This window comes from Glaciimonas sp. GNP009 (assembly GCF_054343755.1).
The window spans coordinates 5,059,796-5,076,726 of the sequence record NZ_JBTGUV010000004.1; the positions used below are offsets into that span (position 1 = coordinate 5,059,796).

13 protein-coding genes are annotated in these 16,931 nt (G+C 52.8%); 1 reads left to right on the top strand and 12 read right to left on the bottom strand.

Annotation, left to right across the window (positions count from 1 at the left end; all coding sequences use genetic code 11):
• Positions 1-164: 164 nt before the first annotated feature.
• The 11 genes from ACXX82_RS23275 to ACXX82_RS23325 form a co-directional block, all read right to left on the bottom strand.
• The gene (locus ACXX82_RS23275) at positions 165-1,409 is read right to left on the bottom strand and encodes a CaiB/BaiF CoA transferase family protein (protein ID WP_322238811.1); all 1,245 of its coding nucleotides are present in this window, start codon (positions 1,407-1,409) and stop codon (positions 165-167) included.
• A 474-nt stretch (positions 1,410-1,883) separates the two neighbouring features.
• The gene (locus tag ACXX82_RS23280; protein WP_322238814.1) at positions 1,884-3,608 is read right to left on the bottom strand and encodes a sigma-54 interaction domain-containing protein; all 1,725 of its coding nucleotides are present in this window, start codon (positions 3,606-3,608) and stop codon (positions 1,884-1,886) included.
• A 516-nt stretch (positions 3,609-4,124) separates the two neighbouring features.
• Positions 4,125-5,252, bottom strand: coding sequence for a CaiB/BaiF CoA transferase family protein (locus ACXX82_RS23285; protein WP_322238816.1), 1,128 nt, complete (start codon positions 5,250-5,252; stop codon positions 4,125-4,127).
• Between the two features lie 2 nt (positions 5,253-5,254).
• The gene (locus tag ACXX82_RS23290; protein WP_458563799.1) at positions 5,255-5,923 is read right to left on the bottom strand and encodes a 3-hydroxyacyl-CoA dehydrogenase family protein; all 669 of its coding nucleotides are present in this window, start codon (positions 5,921-5,923) and stop codon (positions 5,255-5,257) included.
• Position 5,924: 1 nt separating this feature from the next.
• Positions 5,925-6,800 (bottom strand): 3-hydroxyacyl-CoA dehydrogenase family protein, encoded by an 876-nt coding sequence (locus ACXX82_RS23295; protein ID WP_322238819.1) that lies wholly within the window; start codon positions 6,798-6,800, stop codon positions 5,925-5,927.
• Between the two features lie 8 nt (positions 6,801-6,808).
• The gene (locus tag ACXX82_RS23300) at positions 6,809-7,975 is read right to left on the bottom strand and encodes an acyl-CoA dehydrogenase family protein (RefSeq protein ID WP_322238821.1); all 1,167 of its coding nucleotides are present in this window, start codon (positions 7,973-7,975) and stop codon (positions 6,809-6,811) included.
• Between the two features lie 14 nt (positions 7,976-7,989).
• Entirely contained in the window at positions 7,990-8,733 is a 744-nt protein-coding gene (locus ACXX82_RS23305) for an SDR family NAD(P)-dependent oxidoreductase (RefSeq protein WP_322238823.1), read from the bottom strand.
• A gap of 3 nt (positions 8,734-8,736) precedes the next feature.
• Positions 8,737-9,507 (bottom strand): enoyl-CoA hydratase/isomerase family protein, encoded by a 771-nt coding sequence (locus ACXX82_RS23310; RefSeq protein WP_458563800.1) that lies wholly within the window; start codon positions 9,505-9,507, stop codon positions 8,737-8,739.
• A complete protein-coding gene (locus ACXX82_RS23315) occupies positions 9,504-11,222 on the bottom strand; it encodes a class I adenylate-forming enzyme family protein (protein WP_458563801.1) in 1,719 nt (572 codons plus the stop codon). Before ACXX82_RS23315 ends, ACXX82_RS23310 begins: the two co-directional genes overlap by 4 nt.
• Before the next feature lie 21 nt (positions 11,223-11,243).
• The gene (locus ACXX82_RS23320) at positions 11,244-12,023 is read right to left on the bottom strand and encodes an enoyl-CoA hydratase-related protein (RefSeq protein ID WP_458563802.1); all 780 of its coding nucleotides are present in this window, start codon (positions 12,021-12,023) and stop codon (positions 11,244-11,246) included.
• A gap of 794 nt (positions 12,024-12,817) precedes the next feature.
• Positions 12,818-14,380, bottom strand: coding sequence for a 3-hydroxyacyl-CoA dehydrogenase (locus ACXX82_RS23325; RefSeq protein ID WP_416186830.1), 1,563 nt, complete (start codon positions 14,378-14,380; stop codon positions 12,818-12,820).
• A 405-nt stretch (positions 14,381-14,785) separates the two neighbouring features.
• Here ACXX82_RS23325 and ACXX82_RS23330 point away from each other — a divergent pair, with 405 nt between their 5' ends.
• Positions 14,786-14,983, top strand: coding sequence for a hypothetical protein (locus tag ACXX82_RS23330; protein ID WP_322238830.1), 198 nt, complete (start codon positions 14,786-14,788; stop codon positions 14,981-14,983).
• Positions 14,984-15,500: 517 nt separating this feature from the next.
• Here the strand turns inward: ACXX82_RS23330 and ACXX82_RS23335 are convergent.
• The gene (locus tag ACXX82_RS23335) at positions 15,501-16,718 is read right to left on the bottom strand and encodes an ABC transporter substrate-binding protein (RefSeq protein WP_458563803.1); all 1,218 of its coding nucleotides are present in this window, start codon (positions 16,716-16,718) and stop codon (positions 15,501-15,503) included.
• Between the last annotated feature and the right edge of the window lie 213 nt (positions 16,719-16,931).

The window sequence follows — 16,931 nt, forward strand, 5'->3', positions numbered from 1 at the left end:
AATAGAGGAGCCGACTAGAGAGGCCGGTCCATGTCACTGGTCCTTATTGCGCCGCCTGAAAACAAGTCTAACGCTGATCTAACCGACGGCTTTTTAAGCATGCGTGGGCGGATCGGCGTCTCCTGGATAAAGCTGGCGCCCTCGAGCGACATAAAATCACCCCCTCAGATAATGCCTTTTGTACGCAGGTGTTCCAGCTCTGTACTATCGCTATTGAGCCAGGAACGCAGGATTAGGTCAGTATGCGCCCCAAGTCTGGGCGGCGGCATCTGCGTGCCTTCCGAATGTCCGTCAAATCGGATTCCCAGACCCACTTGAGGAATGGGGCCGTCTTCTCCTTCAGTTTGGTAGATGAAACCCGACTCGCGTAGCGCGGGATCGCTGGCAACGTCGCCTACCGTATTGAGTGGTCCGGCCGGAACGCGGGCACGCGTGAGCAAATCTAACCATTGCGCACGAGGCTTGCTTAGCAGTATCCCTGCTATCAGTTCGACGATTTCTCCGCGCCGCGCACAACGCATTGCATTGCTTGCAAACTCCGGAAGGAGGGCCACCTCGGGCCTCTCCACCGCTTCCCAGAAACGCTTCCAGATCGCGTCGTTGCCTAAGCCTAGCGTGATGGGTTCATCGGCCGTATCGAACACCTGATAGATCGCGATGACACTATCGCGGCCGCCAGATCTGCGGGTAAGTTTGCCGGATCCGAGGTAAGGCATCAGCCTCGGCGCTATGAAGCGTGACATGCTTTCCACCATCGATATGTCAATTTCGCAACCTGCACCATTCCGCTCGCGACGCAGCAATGCGGCCAGTACGGCCATTGCAGCATCATGCCCTGCTAGCAAATCCGCTGCGGGAGTACCCACCTTTTGCGGGGCACTATCCGGCTCGCCGGTGAGATCCATGACGCCGGAATATCCTTCCGCGATCAGGTCATAACAAGGCATATCCGCACGTGCTCCGTGGAGACCAAAACCTGTCACTGAAACATGGATCAGGCCCGGGTTCAACAAGCGTAGCGATACTGCATCCACACCTAGTTTGTGCTGTACCCGCGCGACCAGATTAATTAGAATGACGTCGCATTCGGCCACCAGTTTGCGCAGAATGTCCCGTCCTTCCGGTACGCTGAAATCCAGGGTAATGCTATGTTTGCCCCGATTAACGCTCATAAACCAGAGTGATTCCCCATGTAGAAAAGGAGGTCCCCAGGCGCGTGCATCATCACCTTTCCCTGGCTTTTCCACCTTGACGACGGTAGCGCCCATATCGGCAAGCAACTGGCCAGCATAAGGGCCGGCAACCGATGAGGTGAGGTCGAGAACTTTCACTCCGGCCAGCAGATCAAGCGCTGGTGTCGACTTCAAAGGCAGATCATTCATGGGTAATTGTTTTTGTAGTGTGGACATTATGTTGCTCACTCAGGCATGGATACTTAAATTCCTTGAGCAAACTCTGTGCCATACCATGGTTAGTGTCTCACGCTAAGGGAGACTGGCGATAGCCGGTCCTGAGTGGGCCGGACCTGATCGCAAAATAAGCGTTTGGGTGTCTTTACCGAAGACAAACGAAGGACTATTGCCCTCGTTGCAGACATAAGAAATTGCGTTGTGGAGACACGTTTTATATCTTTGGGTTGTGTCACTGGCATGTATCACCTTCGGGCGATCCCAACGTTTCTGACAGATGGGCTGGTCGACCGTGCCTACGGAATCCACGACGGCGAAGTTCGCGCAGCGGGACCGTTGATCAAATTGGGGAACTGGCTTTGGCTAAGGAATACTTATAGGCGGTATTACGAAGCATTATTATAAAGCGGCGTAAAGCAGATTCCGGGTCGATCACAACCGTGTGATAGAGGGTGATCGCTACCCGGGATAAGTTTAGCCTTCCGACTCCGGGACATGCATTTGCGCCAGGCGCTTGTAAAGATAGGAGCGTGAGATGCCGAGTTCAGTAGCAACCTGTTTTTTGTTACCACGGCAGCGCGCCAATGCCTGACGAATGAGTTGTTCTTCCACTTGTTCGACAGCGCGGCTGACGCGCATGGGCTCTGCCGGGTCTGCCTTTGGTTCGCGCGCAATTTTATCCTCGAACGTATCTGAAGGTGCTGCCTGCGACACTTCGGAAGCATCTGAATCAATGTGACCGAAATCGGCAGGCTCGATCACATCGGACTCGGTAAATATTGCCGCACGCTCTACCATATGTATCAGCTGGCGTACGTTACCAGGCCAGCGCTGACCTTTCAAAAATACCAGTGCCTGATCTGAGAGTGTCTTCGGACGTTGTCCGTGCCGCTCGGTAAACTGGTTAAGCGCCATTTCAGCCAGCAAAGGAATGTCTTCAAGTCTCTCCCGTAATGACGGAAGCCGAATCGTGACAGCACCGATACGGTAAAAAAGATCCAACCGGAAAGTACCATCGGCGATCATCGCCTCGAAGTTACGATTGCTGGCCGTGACCAGCCGAAAATTCGAGTGATGCGACTCGTTCCCACCGACCCGTTGAAACGAACCGTCCTGCAAAACGCGTAGCAACTTTACCTGAACTTCGGAAGGCATATCGCCCACCTCGTCGAAAAATAAGGTGCCGTTATCAGCTTGCTCGATCTTACCTTTTCTGCCTTTGCGCTCTGCACCCGTAAACGAGCCCGCCTCATAGCCGAACAGTTCGCTCTCGACCAGTGTGGCTGGCAGCGCGGCTGCGTTGACCATCACCATCGTGGCATCGCGTCGGGAGCTCAGCTTGTGGATGGCATGCGCAGCGAGTTCCTTGCCGGTGCCGCTTTCCCCGGTAAAAAGGATAGCGACATCCATCGGTGCGACTTTCACGATCTGCTGCTTGAGGCGCTGCATAGCCGGGCTTTCGCCGACCATCTGATCCAGCCCGTAGCTGCGGTTCTTCAGATCGCTTAACTCACGACGGTAAAAGGCTGCTTCAGACTTGACCTTTGCCAGTTCACCCGATAATGCCCGCAGTTGTTCCGGGCCCTTAAACATGATCTGTCCGATAGCCCCGACCATTTCTCCCCGGCTGTTGCGTATCGGATTGCGCGTCACCACACGGGCCACGCCACGCATTTCCTGAATTAACCCGATTTCGGCCTTGCCTGTTGCGGCGACGTGATGCAGCCTTGTATTCTCAATAACATCGGTCACGTGACGCCCTGCAGCGCTGCCCGCCTTAAGACCAAAAAACCGCTCATGCACCGGGTTCATGTAGCGCAGCACACCTTCCCGGTCGACCACGGTAAGGGCTTCAAACGGATTCGTAAGCAGATGGGCGAGGATGTCGCCTCCAAAGTCGATGGAGGCGACCAGTTCAAACAATGCGTCACGACCCTCGCGCTGCATCGCTACCAGCACCGTCGCGTCAGGAGTCGGAAGAACGATCACCACGACATCAGTATCATCCGGGCCCTCTATAGAAAACAGGTGTTGCTGATTGCGACGTGCATCATGCCATCCACGGACGATACGAGCGGCCATTTCGCCCTCGGCGGCGATACCGCCTGCAGCCAGTTCTTTTCCATCAGCACCCAAAATTAGTACGCCGCGCAGGGAACTCGGCGTCACGCCTGCGGGGCTTATGTCTGGTATTTTCATTTCAAATATTATACTTCTATTTTAGTTGCCCTTGCCGCCGGGAGCGACCGCCTTTCACTGAACAAATGTAATTACTACGAACACTAAGCAGATTAACGTGACCGGTGACGAAATCGTCGCGTTTGTGGTGGGTGACAAAAATCTGCCTAGAATTTTGACGGCGCAATGGTCATTTCCTCATTCGATGTATCCCGCACTGCATCATCCAATGTGCGACATCACAAAGTGATTGTTTACGTCGCGTTCACTCCCTTATAAACACTGAAATAATTCGATGCGCTATTCAACAGTCAGGCAAGTTGATTTGGATAAATTTTGGCTAAATTGCGTCAGGTAAATCCGTAGAAGCTGTTTTACATTTACCTGACGAATGTAGTCCGCTCGGGCGACTTATACGGAGGTGTTAGTGCAACTGAGTTATTAAGGCGAAAATCATTACCCACTGCGCACCCATTCGACTGGCCGCTTACGCTTAACACGCGCTCTCAAAATATAATGATGACGACCGCTTTATTATTAAAGCTCTCCGATTAACGCTGTATTACTCTGTCCCAGCTCAGGTGCACCCGCCGCCTGGGTTTGTCGAAATACATTGCATATCGGTACTGGCAGCGCTGGGATTGAATCGCCCTTGCCGCTATCCAGCGTCTGCGTGAATAGCCCGCGTCCGATAAAATGTGGATCGGCGACCGCATCCTCCAGATCGGCTACTAATCCCACACATACTTCCCTGCCCTTAAATTTCTCTAACCAGTAATCTGCTGAATGTTGGGCGATGGCAGCGGCCACCCTTGCTATAGCTTGCTGATCATCGGCGGCAAGTTCCTCCTGTGGTATCCCGATGATTTCAGTAAAATTAGTCCAAAATTTATCCTCAAGCGGTGCCGCCGCAAGATAACGATTGTCGCTGGTCCGGTAGACCTGATAACGCGCCGAGCCACCTGTCACCAGTTCCTTGCCGCGCTTCGGCCATTCACCAGCGCTGAAGCCGTTACCAAGTCCCCAGTACATAAAGGTAAATAAATTGTCGGCCATGGCAATATCGAGATGACATCCGAGACCGCTCTGCGCGCGCGCTTGCAACGCCAGCAAAATATTCATCACTGCCGGATAAGCTCCACCGGCAATGTCAGCCACTAGCGCTGCCGGCAATACCGGCGCGCCGTCCGCACCGGTCGACAGCGCCAGCATGCCGCTATCGGCAACGTAGTTCAGATCATGTGCGGCGATCTGTGCTTTAGGACCGGACTGGCCGTAACCAGTGATAGAGCAATAGATAATCTTCGGATTGATGCGCGAAACAGTTTCATAATCGAGGCCCAGACGTTGCATGACACCTGGACGAAACTGCTCAACGATGATGTCGGCGCTGCGCACCAGTTCTTCCAGACGTGCGCGTTCCGTCACTGATTTGAGGTCAATCGCAATCGATTTCTTCGCTCGGTTAAGGAGAGCAAAATTGACGCTATCATTCCCAAATTTGGGTGTGTAACTGCGCATCTCATCGCCGTTGCCAGGGCGCTCGATCTTGATGACTTCAGCACCCGCCTCAGCTAGCAGCAGCGTCGCCATAGGACCAGGTAACAGAGTGCTGAAATCGAGGACGGTGATACCATGCAGGGGCTGGTGGTGAGGCTGTCCCATATTCAGTCTCCCTGACTATGCGCCATTGCCATCTGTGCTGCACGCGCCGGTGCATAGGGTTCCTGGCGCAATGCCTGGTAAAGCTGCTCGCTGACCCGGCAATGATCGGCCAGACCAGTACGCTTGAGTAGCGCAATCGGACCCTCCGGATAACCGAGACCCAACCTTAGCGTCATATCCATGTCCTCGGCGCTTGCCAATTGCTCATCAAGTCGACGCAGCGCCGCGTTGTAATAAGGCCGCACAAGACGGTTGACGATTCTGCCGGGAAAGTCCCCACACACTGCGACGACCAATCCGGCTGCTTCGAATGCCCCCTTTGCGGCCGCCAGTGCGACCGGCGATGTTTGTGGCAGACGCACCAGTTCAATCAGATTACTAGGTTCAGCATCGCCCAGACGAAAACGCGCAATACCAACCACGTTAGTCCGAACGGCAGGAGCATTTGTATCGACATGCACACCGAGACATTCGATATCGAGTTCAATAGCGATAAATACAGCGTCAGTTACTGTTGGCGAAGACCGGTAGGCGGCCCCGGCCTGAGCGCCCAGATAGACTGTCGCGATAGCATCGCTATCAGCTTGCGCAATGAATGAATGGTCGACCGGAAACGAGCGGCTGATGCCGGATGAAATAATACAATAAGGTGTCTGCATAGGTGTTTCCATCTCAAGCTCCGAACATTTTAGTATTGGTATAGTTGAGGAAGCCCTTACCGGATTTTTTGCCAAGTCGGCCAGCAGCGATCATGCGTTTGACCAGCGGCGGACAGGCTGCCCGCGGTTCGTTGGTCAACCCGTACATCGCCTCACATAACAGCCGTTGCGTATCAAGACCCACTAGATCAAGCAACTCCATTGGTCCCATCGGATAGCCCAGCGCGGTCTTGATAGCCAGATCAATATCGGCCGCCTCGGCCACGCCCTGCTCAACTAAACGGATAGCATCGTTGTGATATGGAATTAAAAAATAATTCAGGATGAAGCCGGGCGTGTCCTGAGTCCGTACAGGCTTTTGCCCCATGGCCTTACTAAACTCCCAGGCTGCAGCAAATGTCTCTTCGCTGGTGTTCATGCCAGCTGACATCTCCACCAGCTTCATCAATTGTGCAGGAAGGCAAAAATGCATCCCTACAAAGCGATCATCACGGCCACAACCGCCTGCGATCTCGGTAATCGAGATGGTCGACGTATTCGAAGCAAAGATGGTGTGCGGCGGGCAAACCGCATGCAATCGCTGAAACAATTGATGCTTGACAGCCAGGTCCTCAAATACTGCTTCGATAATAATATCGCAATCCGCCATACCTGCTGCATCAGTGCTGCCAGACCAGTTCTGCATGATCTGTTCCAGTTGAACCGGTTCCAGCTTCTTGCGTTGCACTGATTTTTCTAGAAAGGCGAGCGTCTGCTGACGCGACTGCTCCAATGCTTCCTGTCTGGTATCGAGCACCTTGACACGAAAGCCTGCGCGAGCGGCTACAATCGCGATGCCGGTTCCCATGGTGCCGCTGCCGACTACGCCGACGGTTTTAATTACTGTCATGTTTGTTCCTATTTCAAAAGAAAGCTACGGCCAATGAGTTGACGGTGTACCTGATTGGTACCTTCCCAAATCTGGGTGATTTTAGCGTCACGCATGAGCCGCTCAACGCGATAATCCTTGCAATAACCATAGCCGCCCAATAGCTGTACGGCCTCGGTGGCGATGCGCATCGCTGCATCGCTGGCGCGCATCTTTAATATCGATGCCTCGGTACCAAAATCTTTTTCTCCGGAATCGACCATTGCTGCTACACGCCACAACCAGGATTCACACATCACCAGCTCTGCAGCGAGGTCGGCAAGTAAAAATTGAATCCCCTGAAACTCGATAATTTTTTTGCCGGACTGCTTGCGCTCGTTGATGTAAGCCACCGCATCCTCGAAAGCCGCGCGCGCGATACCCAGCGCATGCGCCGCAACACTAGGGCGAGAACGATTTAGCGAGCCAAATAGTATTTTCAGACCATCGCCAGGATTTTGAAGAAGATTGGCGCGCGGCACACGGCAGTTATCAAAAGCCAGCGAAGCAGTACTGGAGCCACGTGTGCCCATCTTATTCTCTGTACCGGTCACGCTTAACCCTGGCGTGCCCTTTTCAAGGATCAACACTGAGATCGCTGCCTTTGGATCGTCAATTTCGCTCCATTTTCCGAACAGCAGATACTGGTCAGCAACGTCACCATTAGTAATGAAAATTTTGCTACCGTTGATGACGATGTTGTCGCCATCCGGACGGAACGAGGTTTTCATACCAGTCGCGTCCGAGCCCGCCGATGATTCGGTGATGGCAAGAGCGGCCAGCGCTCCTTCTGCAATCTTTGGCAGAAACTGCGATTTCTGTTCGTGATTGCCGAACTCGATTAATGGCTTGATCGCATGAAAATTAGTGGCCCAGATGATGCCAGTGGAAGCACACGCCTTGGAAATTTCCCGTACGCATGCCAGATAGCAGGTGAACGACAGCGGTGCGCCACCATATTCTTCCGGAACGAACATCGCGTTGAGACCAAGCTGGTTGATGGCGTGGACATTATCCCAAGGAAACTCTCCACTTTCATCGACTTCCGCTGCTCTTGAAGCAATCTCCTTACGTGCCAGTGCTTGCACGCTATCGAGAATCATTTTTTCATCTTCGCTCAGAGGTAAGCGATTATCTAATCTTTCCAGCACATTCATAGCGCGTCCTTCTTTTAGTGTGCGACGCCTTGCGCGCCGTCAATATAAATTGTCTCACCGGACATAAATCCGCCAGGCATGGCAAACAAGAGGGCGACCAGTGCGCCTACGTCATCAGCTGTGCCGGGCGCCCCGTTTGGAATGCGTTTTTCAAGAAATGTGCGCAGCGGACCTTCCGACATAGATGCGCGGTTAAGGTCGGTAACGATATAGCCGGGGGCGACGTTTAGTACCCGCACACCAACGGAGGCCCATTCGACTGCCAGGCAGCGCGTGATCGCGCCGACTGCGGCCTTGGAGGCGCAATAAGCGAGGTTGCGCTTAACGCCCATTTTGTCAAAAAATGAACCTATATTGACAATCAGTCCGCCCTGCTCGCGCAAATACGGAAACACACTCTGACTGCCTATCACTACCGAGTTGGCATTGGTTTGCATTACTTTGTCAAATTCCTCCAATGGAAGCGACGCTGACTTGCCTTCCATATGGATGCCGGCATTATTCACGAGCCCGGCTATCGGGACGCTGCACCGAGACTGAATGTCTGCGATGGCCGCTCGCACCTGGCTAGCATTGGTCACATCGCAAGCGGCACTCAACCAACGTTGGCGTGCTTGCTCCGAAGCATCGGGCCGATGCGGAAGGTCGCCTGAGCGTGAGAGGCAACCAACCATGAAGCCAGCCTCCGCCAGACTTTCGGCAATTGCCGCACCGATTCCACGACTGGCACCGGTTACGATAATACAAGACTGTTTCATGGCTTATTCATCCTTGAAATGAGGAGTCCGCTTTTCAACGAAGGCCTGCATGCCTTCACGTGCGTCGGCGGTTTGAAAGGCCAGCGTTGATAAGTCCGATTCGATGCGCAAACCGTCGATCAGCGGCAACGCTAATGCGCGCTGAATAGCCTCCCGGGCAAACAACAGCGCACAGCGGCTAAAGCCGATAAATTGCTGCGCGTAAGTACAACCGATCGTAATCGGGTCAGCCGCTTCAACCACCAGATTGACTAAGCCAATGCGCTCTGCTTCGACCGCGTCTATGGTCTTGCCAGACAGGATGATTTCAAGCGCTTTGGCTTCGCCGACTAAACGTGGAAGGCGCTGAGTGCCGCCATAACCCGGGATCAGCCCGAGCTTAATTTCCGGCAATCCCATCTTTGCCTTTGGCGTTGCAACCCGAAAAGTACACGCCATTGCCAACTCCAATCCACCACCAAACGCATAGCCATGAATAACGGCAATCGATGGAATCGGCAGCCGGTCCAGTTTGGCCATCACGCTTTGGCCTAGCTCTGCACCTTGCTTTTGCGCCAGCAGGCCGCGACCTTGCAATTCTTTAATATCGGCGCCAGCGCAAAAGGCTTTTTCACCGCTACCGACAATCACTAATGCACGCGCATCGGATGCCGCGACCTGATCGATCGCCGCGCTAATCTGGCGCAGCACGTCGAAACTCAGTGCGTTCAAGACTTGCGGCCGATCTATCTGCAAAATCGCACATGATTCCTGATAGATTAATTGAATAGTCATGCCGTTTTTCCTTCACTGATTAAAGACTTACCGGCTAAAGGCTGACCGGCGCTTGCAATTTCTCTCACTGCTTGCGGGACCAATTTACCGGCACGCGTCAGTTCGATTAGTTCACGCTTGAGTACCTTACCGCTCGTCGTCATCGGAAAGGCGTCCATTTCAATGAAATGCTCAGGCAAGTCATACTTGGAAAGCCCTGAATCGAGGAGATATTTCAAGACCTCATCGGCACGCAGTGCGACACCATCACGCGGGATAACGGCAAGACAAACCTGCTCGCCCAAACGTTCGTGCGACACCGGATACACCGCTACCTTCAGAACGCCCGGATGCCGCTGCGCCAACTCTTCGATATTGACCGGATAAATATTGTGACCACCGCGTATGATCAAATCCTTCTTCCGACCGACTAGACGCAAGCCGCCGTTTTTTTCGAATTGACCGAGGTCACCGCTGAGAAACCATCCACTGGCATTAAATGAATTTTCGGTCGCTTCTTGATTATTGAAATAACCGAGCATCAGCAAGCCACCGCGTCCGCCGATTTCGCCGATCTGTCCTGGCTCAGCTTCGATATCCGGATTTTCCTGATTCCACAGACGCACCTCATAGCCACGGCAGGCGCGACCGCAGGAAGCCACCAGCGTATCAATTTCATCCGCAGGCAATGGATATTGATGCGATCCATTTTCTGTCATTCCGTAAATATTCTGTGGCACCACCCCAAGCGTCAAAAATTGCTCGGCAATTTTGCGCGGGATCAAGGTCCCCGCCATATAAAAGGTCTTTACTTTTCCCAGATGCTGTAAGCCTTGCTGCTGCAGCGCAGCCAGCAAATCGATCGCATGCGTCGGGACGCCCATCACGTAAGTGGCACCGGTCTCAATAATCCAGTCCAATACCGACTTACCCGTTCCCGCATAATGCAGCACCAATTCGCAACCGGTCACCAGCATCTGCTCGCACGCAACCGTAGCGATATGGTGACTGACCGGACTGAGCGACAAGATGACTGTGTCCGGTCCCTGATGCCAGTCACTGGCAAGCGCTCGACCATTAGCAAGCAGCGTATTATCGCTGTGCATTACGCCCTTCGGCATGCCGGTAGTACCTGACGTAAATGCCAGATACGCGACCTTGTCGGGATTCAAGTCGGGAGGTGATGAAACCGATGCCGCATTAGGCTTCGGAAAGGACCGGCTTTTCTCAGGCAGCATCCATTTCACGCCATGAGATGGTAATACCGAGAAGACAGTTTTTATCGACGGCATCGTTAATGCACGCGTAAAAATTGAATTCTCCGATGCATCAGCACCATAACCTGGCATCGCGAACAATGCCCGACATTGCACCCGCTCAAGCAGGACCGCGATCTCCTCCACGGTATGATTCTGATGCAGCGACGGCACGCACACATAACCGTTGCGTGAACAGGCAAGAAAGACGACGACTGACTCGACCCGGCTGGGCAGCCAGACCGCGACCCGGTCGCCGCCGTGCAAACCGGCCTCAGCCAGACCTTGCGCCACGCTGTCGGCCCAATCCACCAGTTCACGCCAGGTCAGACGGATCTCGGTATCACGCAGCGCCCATGAACCCGGACGCGTACTTGCATGGTTTTCGGCCAGGCTGTACAGAGTGTCACCCTGCCAGATCCCTGCCATGTAATACTCGCGCGCCTGCTGCGGATTATGTAATGTTAAAACATTCTGCATGACAGCTTTCTTTGCAAGGAATCATTGGCCAAATTTGGACGCGTCAGGGCTGCGCCGCTCCGCAAATGCAGACGCCAGTTCGGCATGTTCTTCGCTGTCCAGATAGCCTGGGAGCAACAAGTCATGCGCCATGCGCGCAAGACCGCTCACGCCACCATGGCGGGCATTGAACGCAGCCTTGATAGAAGCCAGTGCAAATGCGCCGCGATCGGCGATTTCCAGCGCCATCTTGCGGGTCTCTTTCTTTAGCATCGCATCCGGGACTACTTTATTGATCAGTCCGATCGACAGCGCTTCCTGCGCTGTCATCTTCGGATTACGAAACCAGATTTCTTTAGCCCGCTTCTTACCGACCAGATCTTCAAGATACCAGGTGCCATAACCGGCATCAAAACTGCCGACCATCGGCCCCACCTGGCGGAACACGGCGCTTTCCTTAGCAATCGTCATGTCACATACCATCTGCAGCACGTTACCGCCGCCGACCGCATAGCCGTTGACACAAGCGATCACCGGTTTTTGCAGCCGGTCAATACTTTCATACATATCCAATGTGGGTAACATACCGGCATACAGCTGGGTGTCTTCCATACCTTCCTTCTTACCGCCGGTGCAAAAAAATTTATCTCCGGCGCCCGTCAGCACGATGACCCGGGTCCGGGTCTCGCGCCGGATGGCGTTGATACAATCACGAATTTCATCGCACATCAGCGGCGTAAACATATTGCCGTCATGGGGGCGGTTCAGGGTAATGGTTCCGACTGGACCGTCTTCTTCGTAAGTAATTTCCTGAAATTCCACGTTATTTCCTTTTATTTAAGACTTGAATTGAATGGTCAGATGTCACCTGCACTGCGCAACGCATTGATTTTCGCTAAGTTTATTTCGCTATGCTCATTCCCACTTGCGCCGGCACTTCTGATTCAGGCTGTTCCGGCGGCAGTGCTGGCATGCGGTGGATCGTTTTTACGTTGTCATGCTTAGGCTAACAGCAAATTGCATGCCCGACTATTCGTCAAACGGTCGTCAGGCTACGCGTAGCAAATCCATTTTTGAAAGCTGCGGACAAATCGCAAACATGTGTTTTTCCGCTTTACTGTCCGCGCCAAATACTCGTCATACAGTCGACTGTCCGCAAGACGCACAAACCCCGGTCCATGCGGCTTGAGTTCGAAATGGATCTGGACGATCATGCCGAACCGACCACCCCACAACTCAGCCAGGTAATGAAATCCACTATTTAGCTTTATTGGCCTAAAAAAAGGGTTTTCTGCAAGCATGAATGATTAAGTGCATGTCATGCGGACACCGCGATGCCGTCGTGTCCTTTCAATGGACAATCTGAGTGAGAGATATAGCGGCTAATTACACCAGACTCATGGTACATAGTTTGCAATTTACAACTGCTCAAGCCTGTCTCTGCGTTAATGTCTGTCCCTGCGTTAATAATCAAACTCAAACATTACTTCCAATTTAACTTCACACCCATTCCAGCATCTTGCGCCCAAAATGCGACTATTCTGCGGTAAGGACAGCCTGTCTTCGCCGGCGCATGAACTAAAGCACAAAGGATGCGATGTCAGGGAGCGAGATGTTCAGCCCACGCGGTCTGGCGCGGTCAGCGACAGTGATAAGCGCGCACGCCGCACGAGCCATGGTGATGGGCGGTAGCGCTGATCGCCGAATGTGGCATGCAATCCCTGAAGGATTTCCAGTATGTGTTTTGCACCCAAGCGATCACCCCACTCGAATGGCCCGGCCGGATAGCCCAGACCGAGGCGCACAGCGACGTCAATATCAGCAGGCGATGCAACCCCTTGCTGCGCCATCTCGCACGCAAGATTGACGATACAGGCGATAACGCGCGGCGCAACATAACCTGGTGAATCTGCAATTACAAACGTCGGAATCAATTGTGCGGCGAAAATGGTACGGGCCGCGTCGACAGTAGCCGCAGCGGTACCCGGGCTAACCATCAGTGTGACCCCGGTTTTTCCACTAAAAAGCGGATCGATTGCGACTGCTTTAGACGGATCAAGCTGCAAGTCCGCAACGGTTGTAGAAAGATCGCGGCCTAATGGTGCCAGCAGAATGACGTCGGCCTCGCTCGCATCGTGCACTCGACTAACAGATTGAAGCAATGCAAGAAGCGAATCCGGTGGCGTGACAGGACTGTTCTCCGGCCACCAGACAGCGACTGTGGCCGCCGCCGCGGTTTGTTGCGATACTAATTGCGGTGTGATATTTTTTTCTTGATAACTATAGAAACCCTGACCGCTTTTTCGACCTAAGAGACCGGCCAGCAACCGGGTGCGAGCGAGTGTCACCGGACGGTACCGGTCATCGCCATAGTATTGGCTATGGATAGACTCCATCACGGGAACCGAAACGTCCAGACCGGTGAGATCCAGCAACTCGAACGGTCCCATTCGAAAACCCGCGCACATGCGCAAGATGGTATCGATAACCGGATGTTCGGCGGCGCGCTCAGCTAACAGTTTCAGTCCTTCCGTGACAAACGCGCGCCCCGCATGATTGACTACGAATCCGGGTGAATCAGAGGTAACAATAGCGCGATGGCCCACGCGCAGCGAAAGCGTTACCAACGCTTGCACCGCTTCAGGCTTAGTACGCGGCGCTTGTATCACCTCTACCAACTTCATGCGGGTCACGGGATTGAAAAAATGCCAACCGACAACCCTCTGGGGCAACGCACAAGCTGCCGCGATCGCCGTCACGCTAAGTGAAGACGTATTGGTAGCAAGGATGCACTCCGGCCTGACCACCGCTTCCAGCTCCCGCATCAAGCTCTGCTTAGCGTCAAGATTCTCTAGGATAGCTTCCACTATCAGCTCGCAATCGCCCAGTTCCTTCACATCATGGGCGGGCAAAATACGACTAAGTGCGGCAGCCGCATCGGATTCGGAAATTTTACCTTTCGCTACTGCCTGTCCCAGGTCTTCGCGCACAAACGCGATGGCACGCGCTACGGCTTCCTCCACACTGTCAAATAACCTGACCTGGCAACCAGCCGATGCGCATACCTGTGCGATGCCACGCCCCATGGCACCGGCACCGATGATCCCGATATGTTGAATTTCTTTTACGGCTTCTTTTGCCGCTTGATTTGGTGCTTGTTTAACTACTGCATTGACCACATTAAGCTCCAGTTTCAAATCTCGTCTTGACTGTAGTGAGGCTTCGGCCGTTCAGCCACTCGTGTCTGTATCGGCACCGAACCTTCCATTGTCGTGCTCACCAGCGACTTATTACGGGTATTCATTGCTGGGATCCTTGCATGGCACTTAATTGTGCCATATGACCTTTATGCAAACCACGTGCCAGGGAAAACGGATAACCCCGCTCCCTGTCATTGTTTATCCGATGTTCTTTAATCTGACTTCCCCCCGCATGCCACCGCGCAATTTTGTTCATTTGGAAAACACAGCAGTGCGTACTGAAGACACTTCGATATCGGCACCGTGTAAAAAAGCATCTATCAAATTGAGTCGCACTCCTTGCGACTGTTCTCAGAACATATCTACACTGCGTAATAAAAGACAGTGTCGAGCAAAGCCGACGTGCGCCATTACGACGAAGTGGCGCAGGCCATAAAAGTCACCGTTGACCGCTTTGTCTCGCTTGACATTTTGGTCAACAACGCTGTTCCGAAAGTTTGTTGTCCATCGGTTCAAATGAGCGCTTCGCGGTATGGCTGGCAGGGCCTGGCGAATAAGGCCCGGGTGCAATGTCCATCGTGAGGTCGCAGCCAAGTGAACGAAGGGAATCTTAGCGGGGGAGGAATTGCGTGGAGGGAGGAATTGCGTGGAGCGACGCATTGCACCAGGGTTGCGCCAGGCTATTTTTACCAGTCTGCGAGGTGTTTAATTGTTCACGATGGATAGCTGAGGATGCTAAGCAGCAAACAGGCAGCGCATAGTGGTGGCAGTGACGTTGCATTTTCTTACCACGGAGGCGAACAAAGAATTGAAGCCGAAGGTCAGGACAGCAGTTTTAAGCTAACTCGATGCAAAGTATGAAACGTGATTTTAGCGAACGCGAAAATGGTCAGAGCTGCTGGAGCTTACTTGAATTTAACAAACGGTGCAGCTAATGACTTACCCAACCTAACCTGGCCGATCAATCCGACACGCACCTCAGGTCGGTCACGTTTATCCCGGATCAGCAGTCATGCTGATCCGGGACATTCATTTAGCCAGCCCTCCTTGGGAGGACCTCATCCAAAACCTGGCAATTATTTTTCCAGGGCTACAACAATTACTTTTTCACCAGTGCGCAAGATCCTTCACTCATCGGCTGATATGCCTGATCGCCTGGAATAGTTTTTACTATTTTCATCAGATCCCAGTCAGACTTGGATTCCGACGGTTTTTTGGCTTCTGCCAGATACATGTCATGCACCATCAGACCATCTTCGCGAATCCGGCCTTTCTTCGCAAAAAAATCATTGATTTCGGTGGCCTTCATTTTTTTCATCACTACTTCCGCATTGTCAGTACCTGCCGCCTGAACCGCGTTCAAATAATGCATCGTCGCGGAATACATACCGGCTTGAACCATCGTCGGCATCTTTTGTTGCAGTGCGTAAAAACGCTTAGACCATGCACGGGTTTCATTATTCATATCCCAGTAGAAACCCGTGGTAAACAACAGTCCTTGCGCGAGAGGCAGGCCCATGCCTTTCAGGTCTGTGTCAAAAATTAACAGGGTTGCCAGCTTTTGGCCACCCTTAGTCAAGCCAAATTCAACGGCACCACGTACCGCGTTCTGCGTATCTCTGCCAGCATTAGCAAAACCGATAATCTTGGCTTTCGAAGCCTGAGCTTGTAGCAAGAACGAAGAAAAATCTGAGGCGTTAAGTGGATGCTTAATCGAGCCTAAGACTCTCCCTCCCATTTCATTAACGACCTGACTCGTATCTTTTTCCATCGATTTTCCGAACGCGTAATCAGCAGTCAGGAAAAACCAGGTATCGCCGCCTGACTCTACGATAGCGCGGCCCGTACCGGTTGCCAGCGCGTATGTGTCATATACATAGTGGACGCCATATGGGGAACACTCCTGATTGGTCAGCACAGTTGACGCCGATCCGGCAAATAACATCACTTTCTTTTTAATTGCCCCCAATTTTTGCAATGCAATAGCGGCAGAAGAGTCGGTCGACTCGATGATCATATCAACATGATCGCGATCGACCCATTCCGATGCGCGTGCAACGGCGATGTCTACTTTATTCTGGTAGTCCGCTGAAACCATTTCAATCGGTTTGCCGGATACCTTGCCGCCGAAATCATCAATTGCCATTTTTACCGCGGCGACCCCTCCTGGGCCTCCAATCCCGGAGTAGACACCGGTTTTATCAACAATGACACCTATTTTGACGCTGTCACCCGTAAATTGCGCCATGGCACTGCCGGGATTTAAACCAATGATGGACGCACTAAGAACGGCAAGGGCGATTGTGGACAAATGCATGGTGTCTCCTATTATAGATTTAGGTAAATCAGGTTGAGTCATCGAAATGGCGGGTCCAACAGGAAAAGCAATTAATAAAGCTTCCTTGTTGCGAACGCGATGCCGTGTACTTCGATAACAACTAGCAAACATCGCGCCATGCTGAATTACGGCAATTTAATGTCAGCAATCTTATTTGCTTAGCTATCGAAGACGGCCGCTCTCACATGCGTC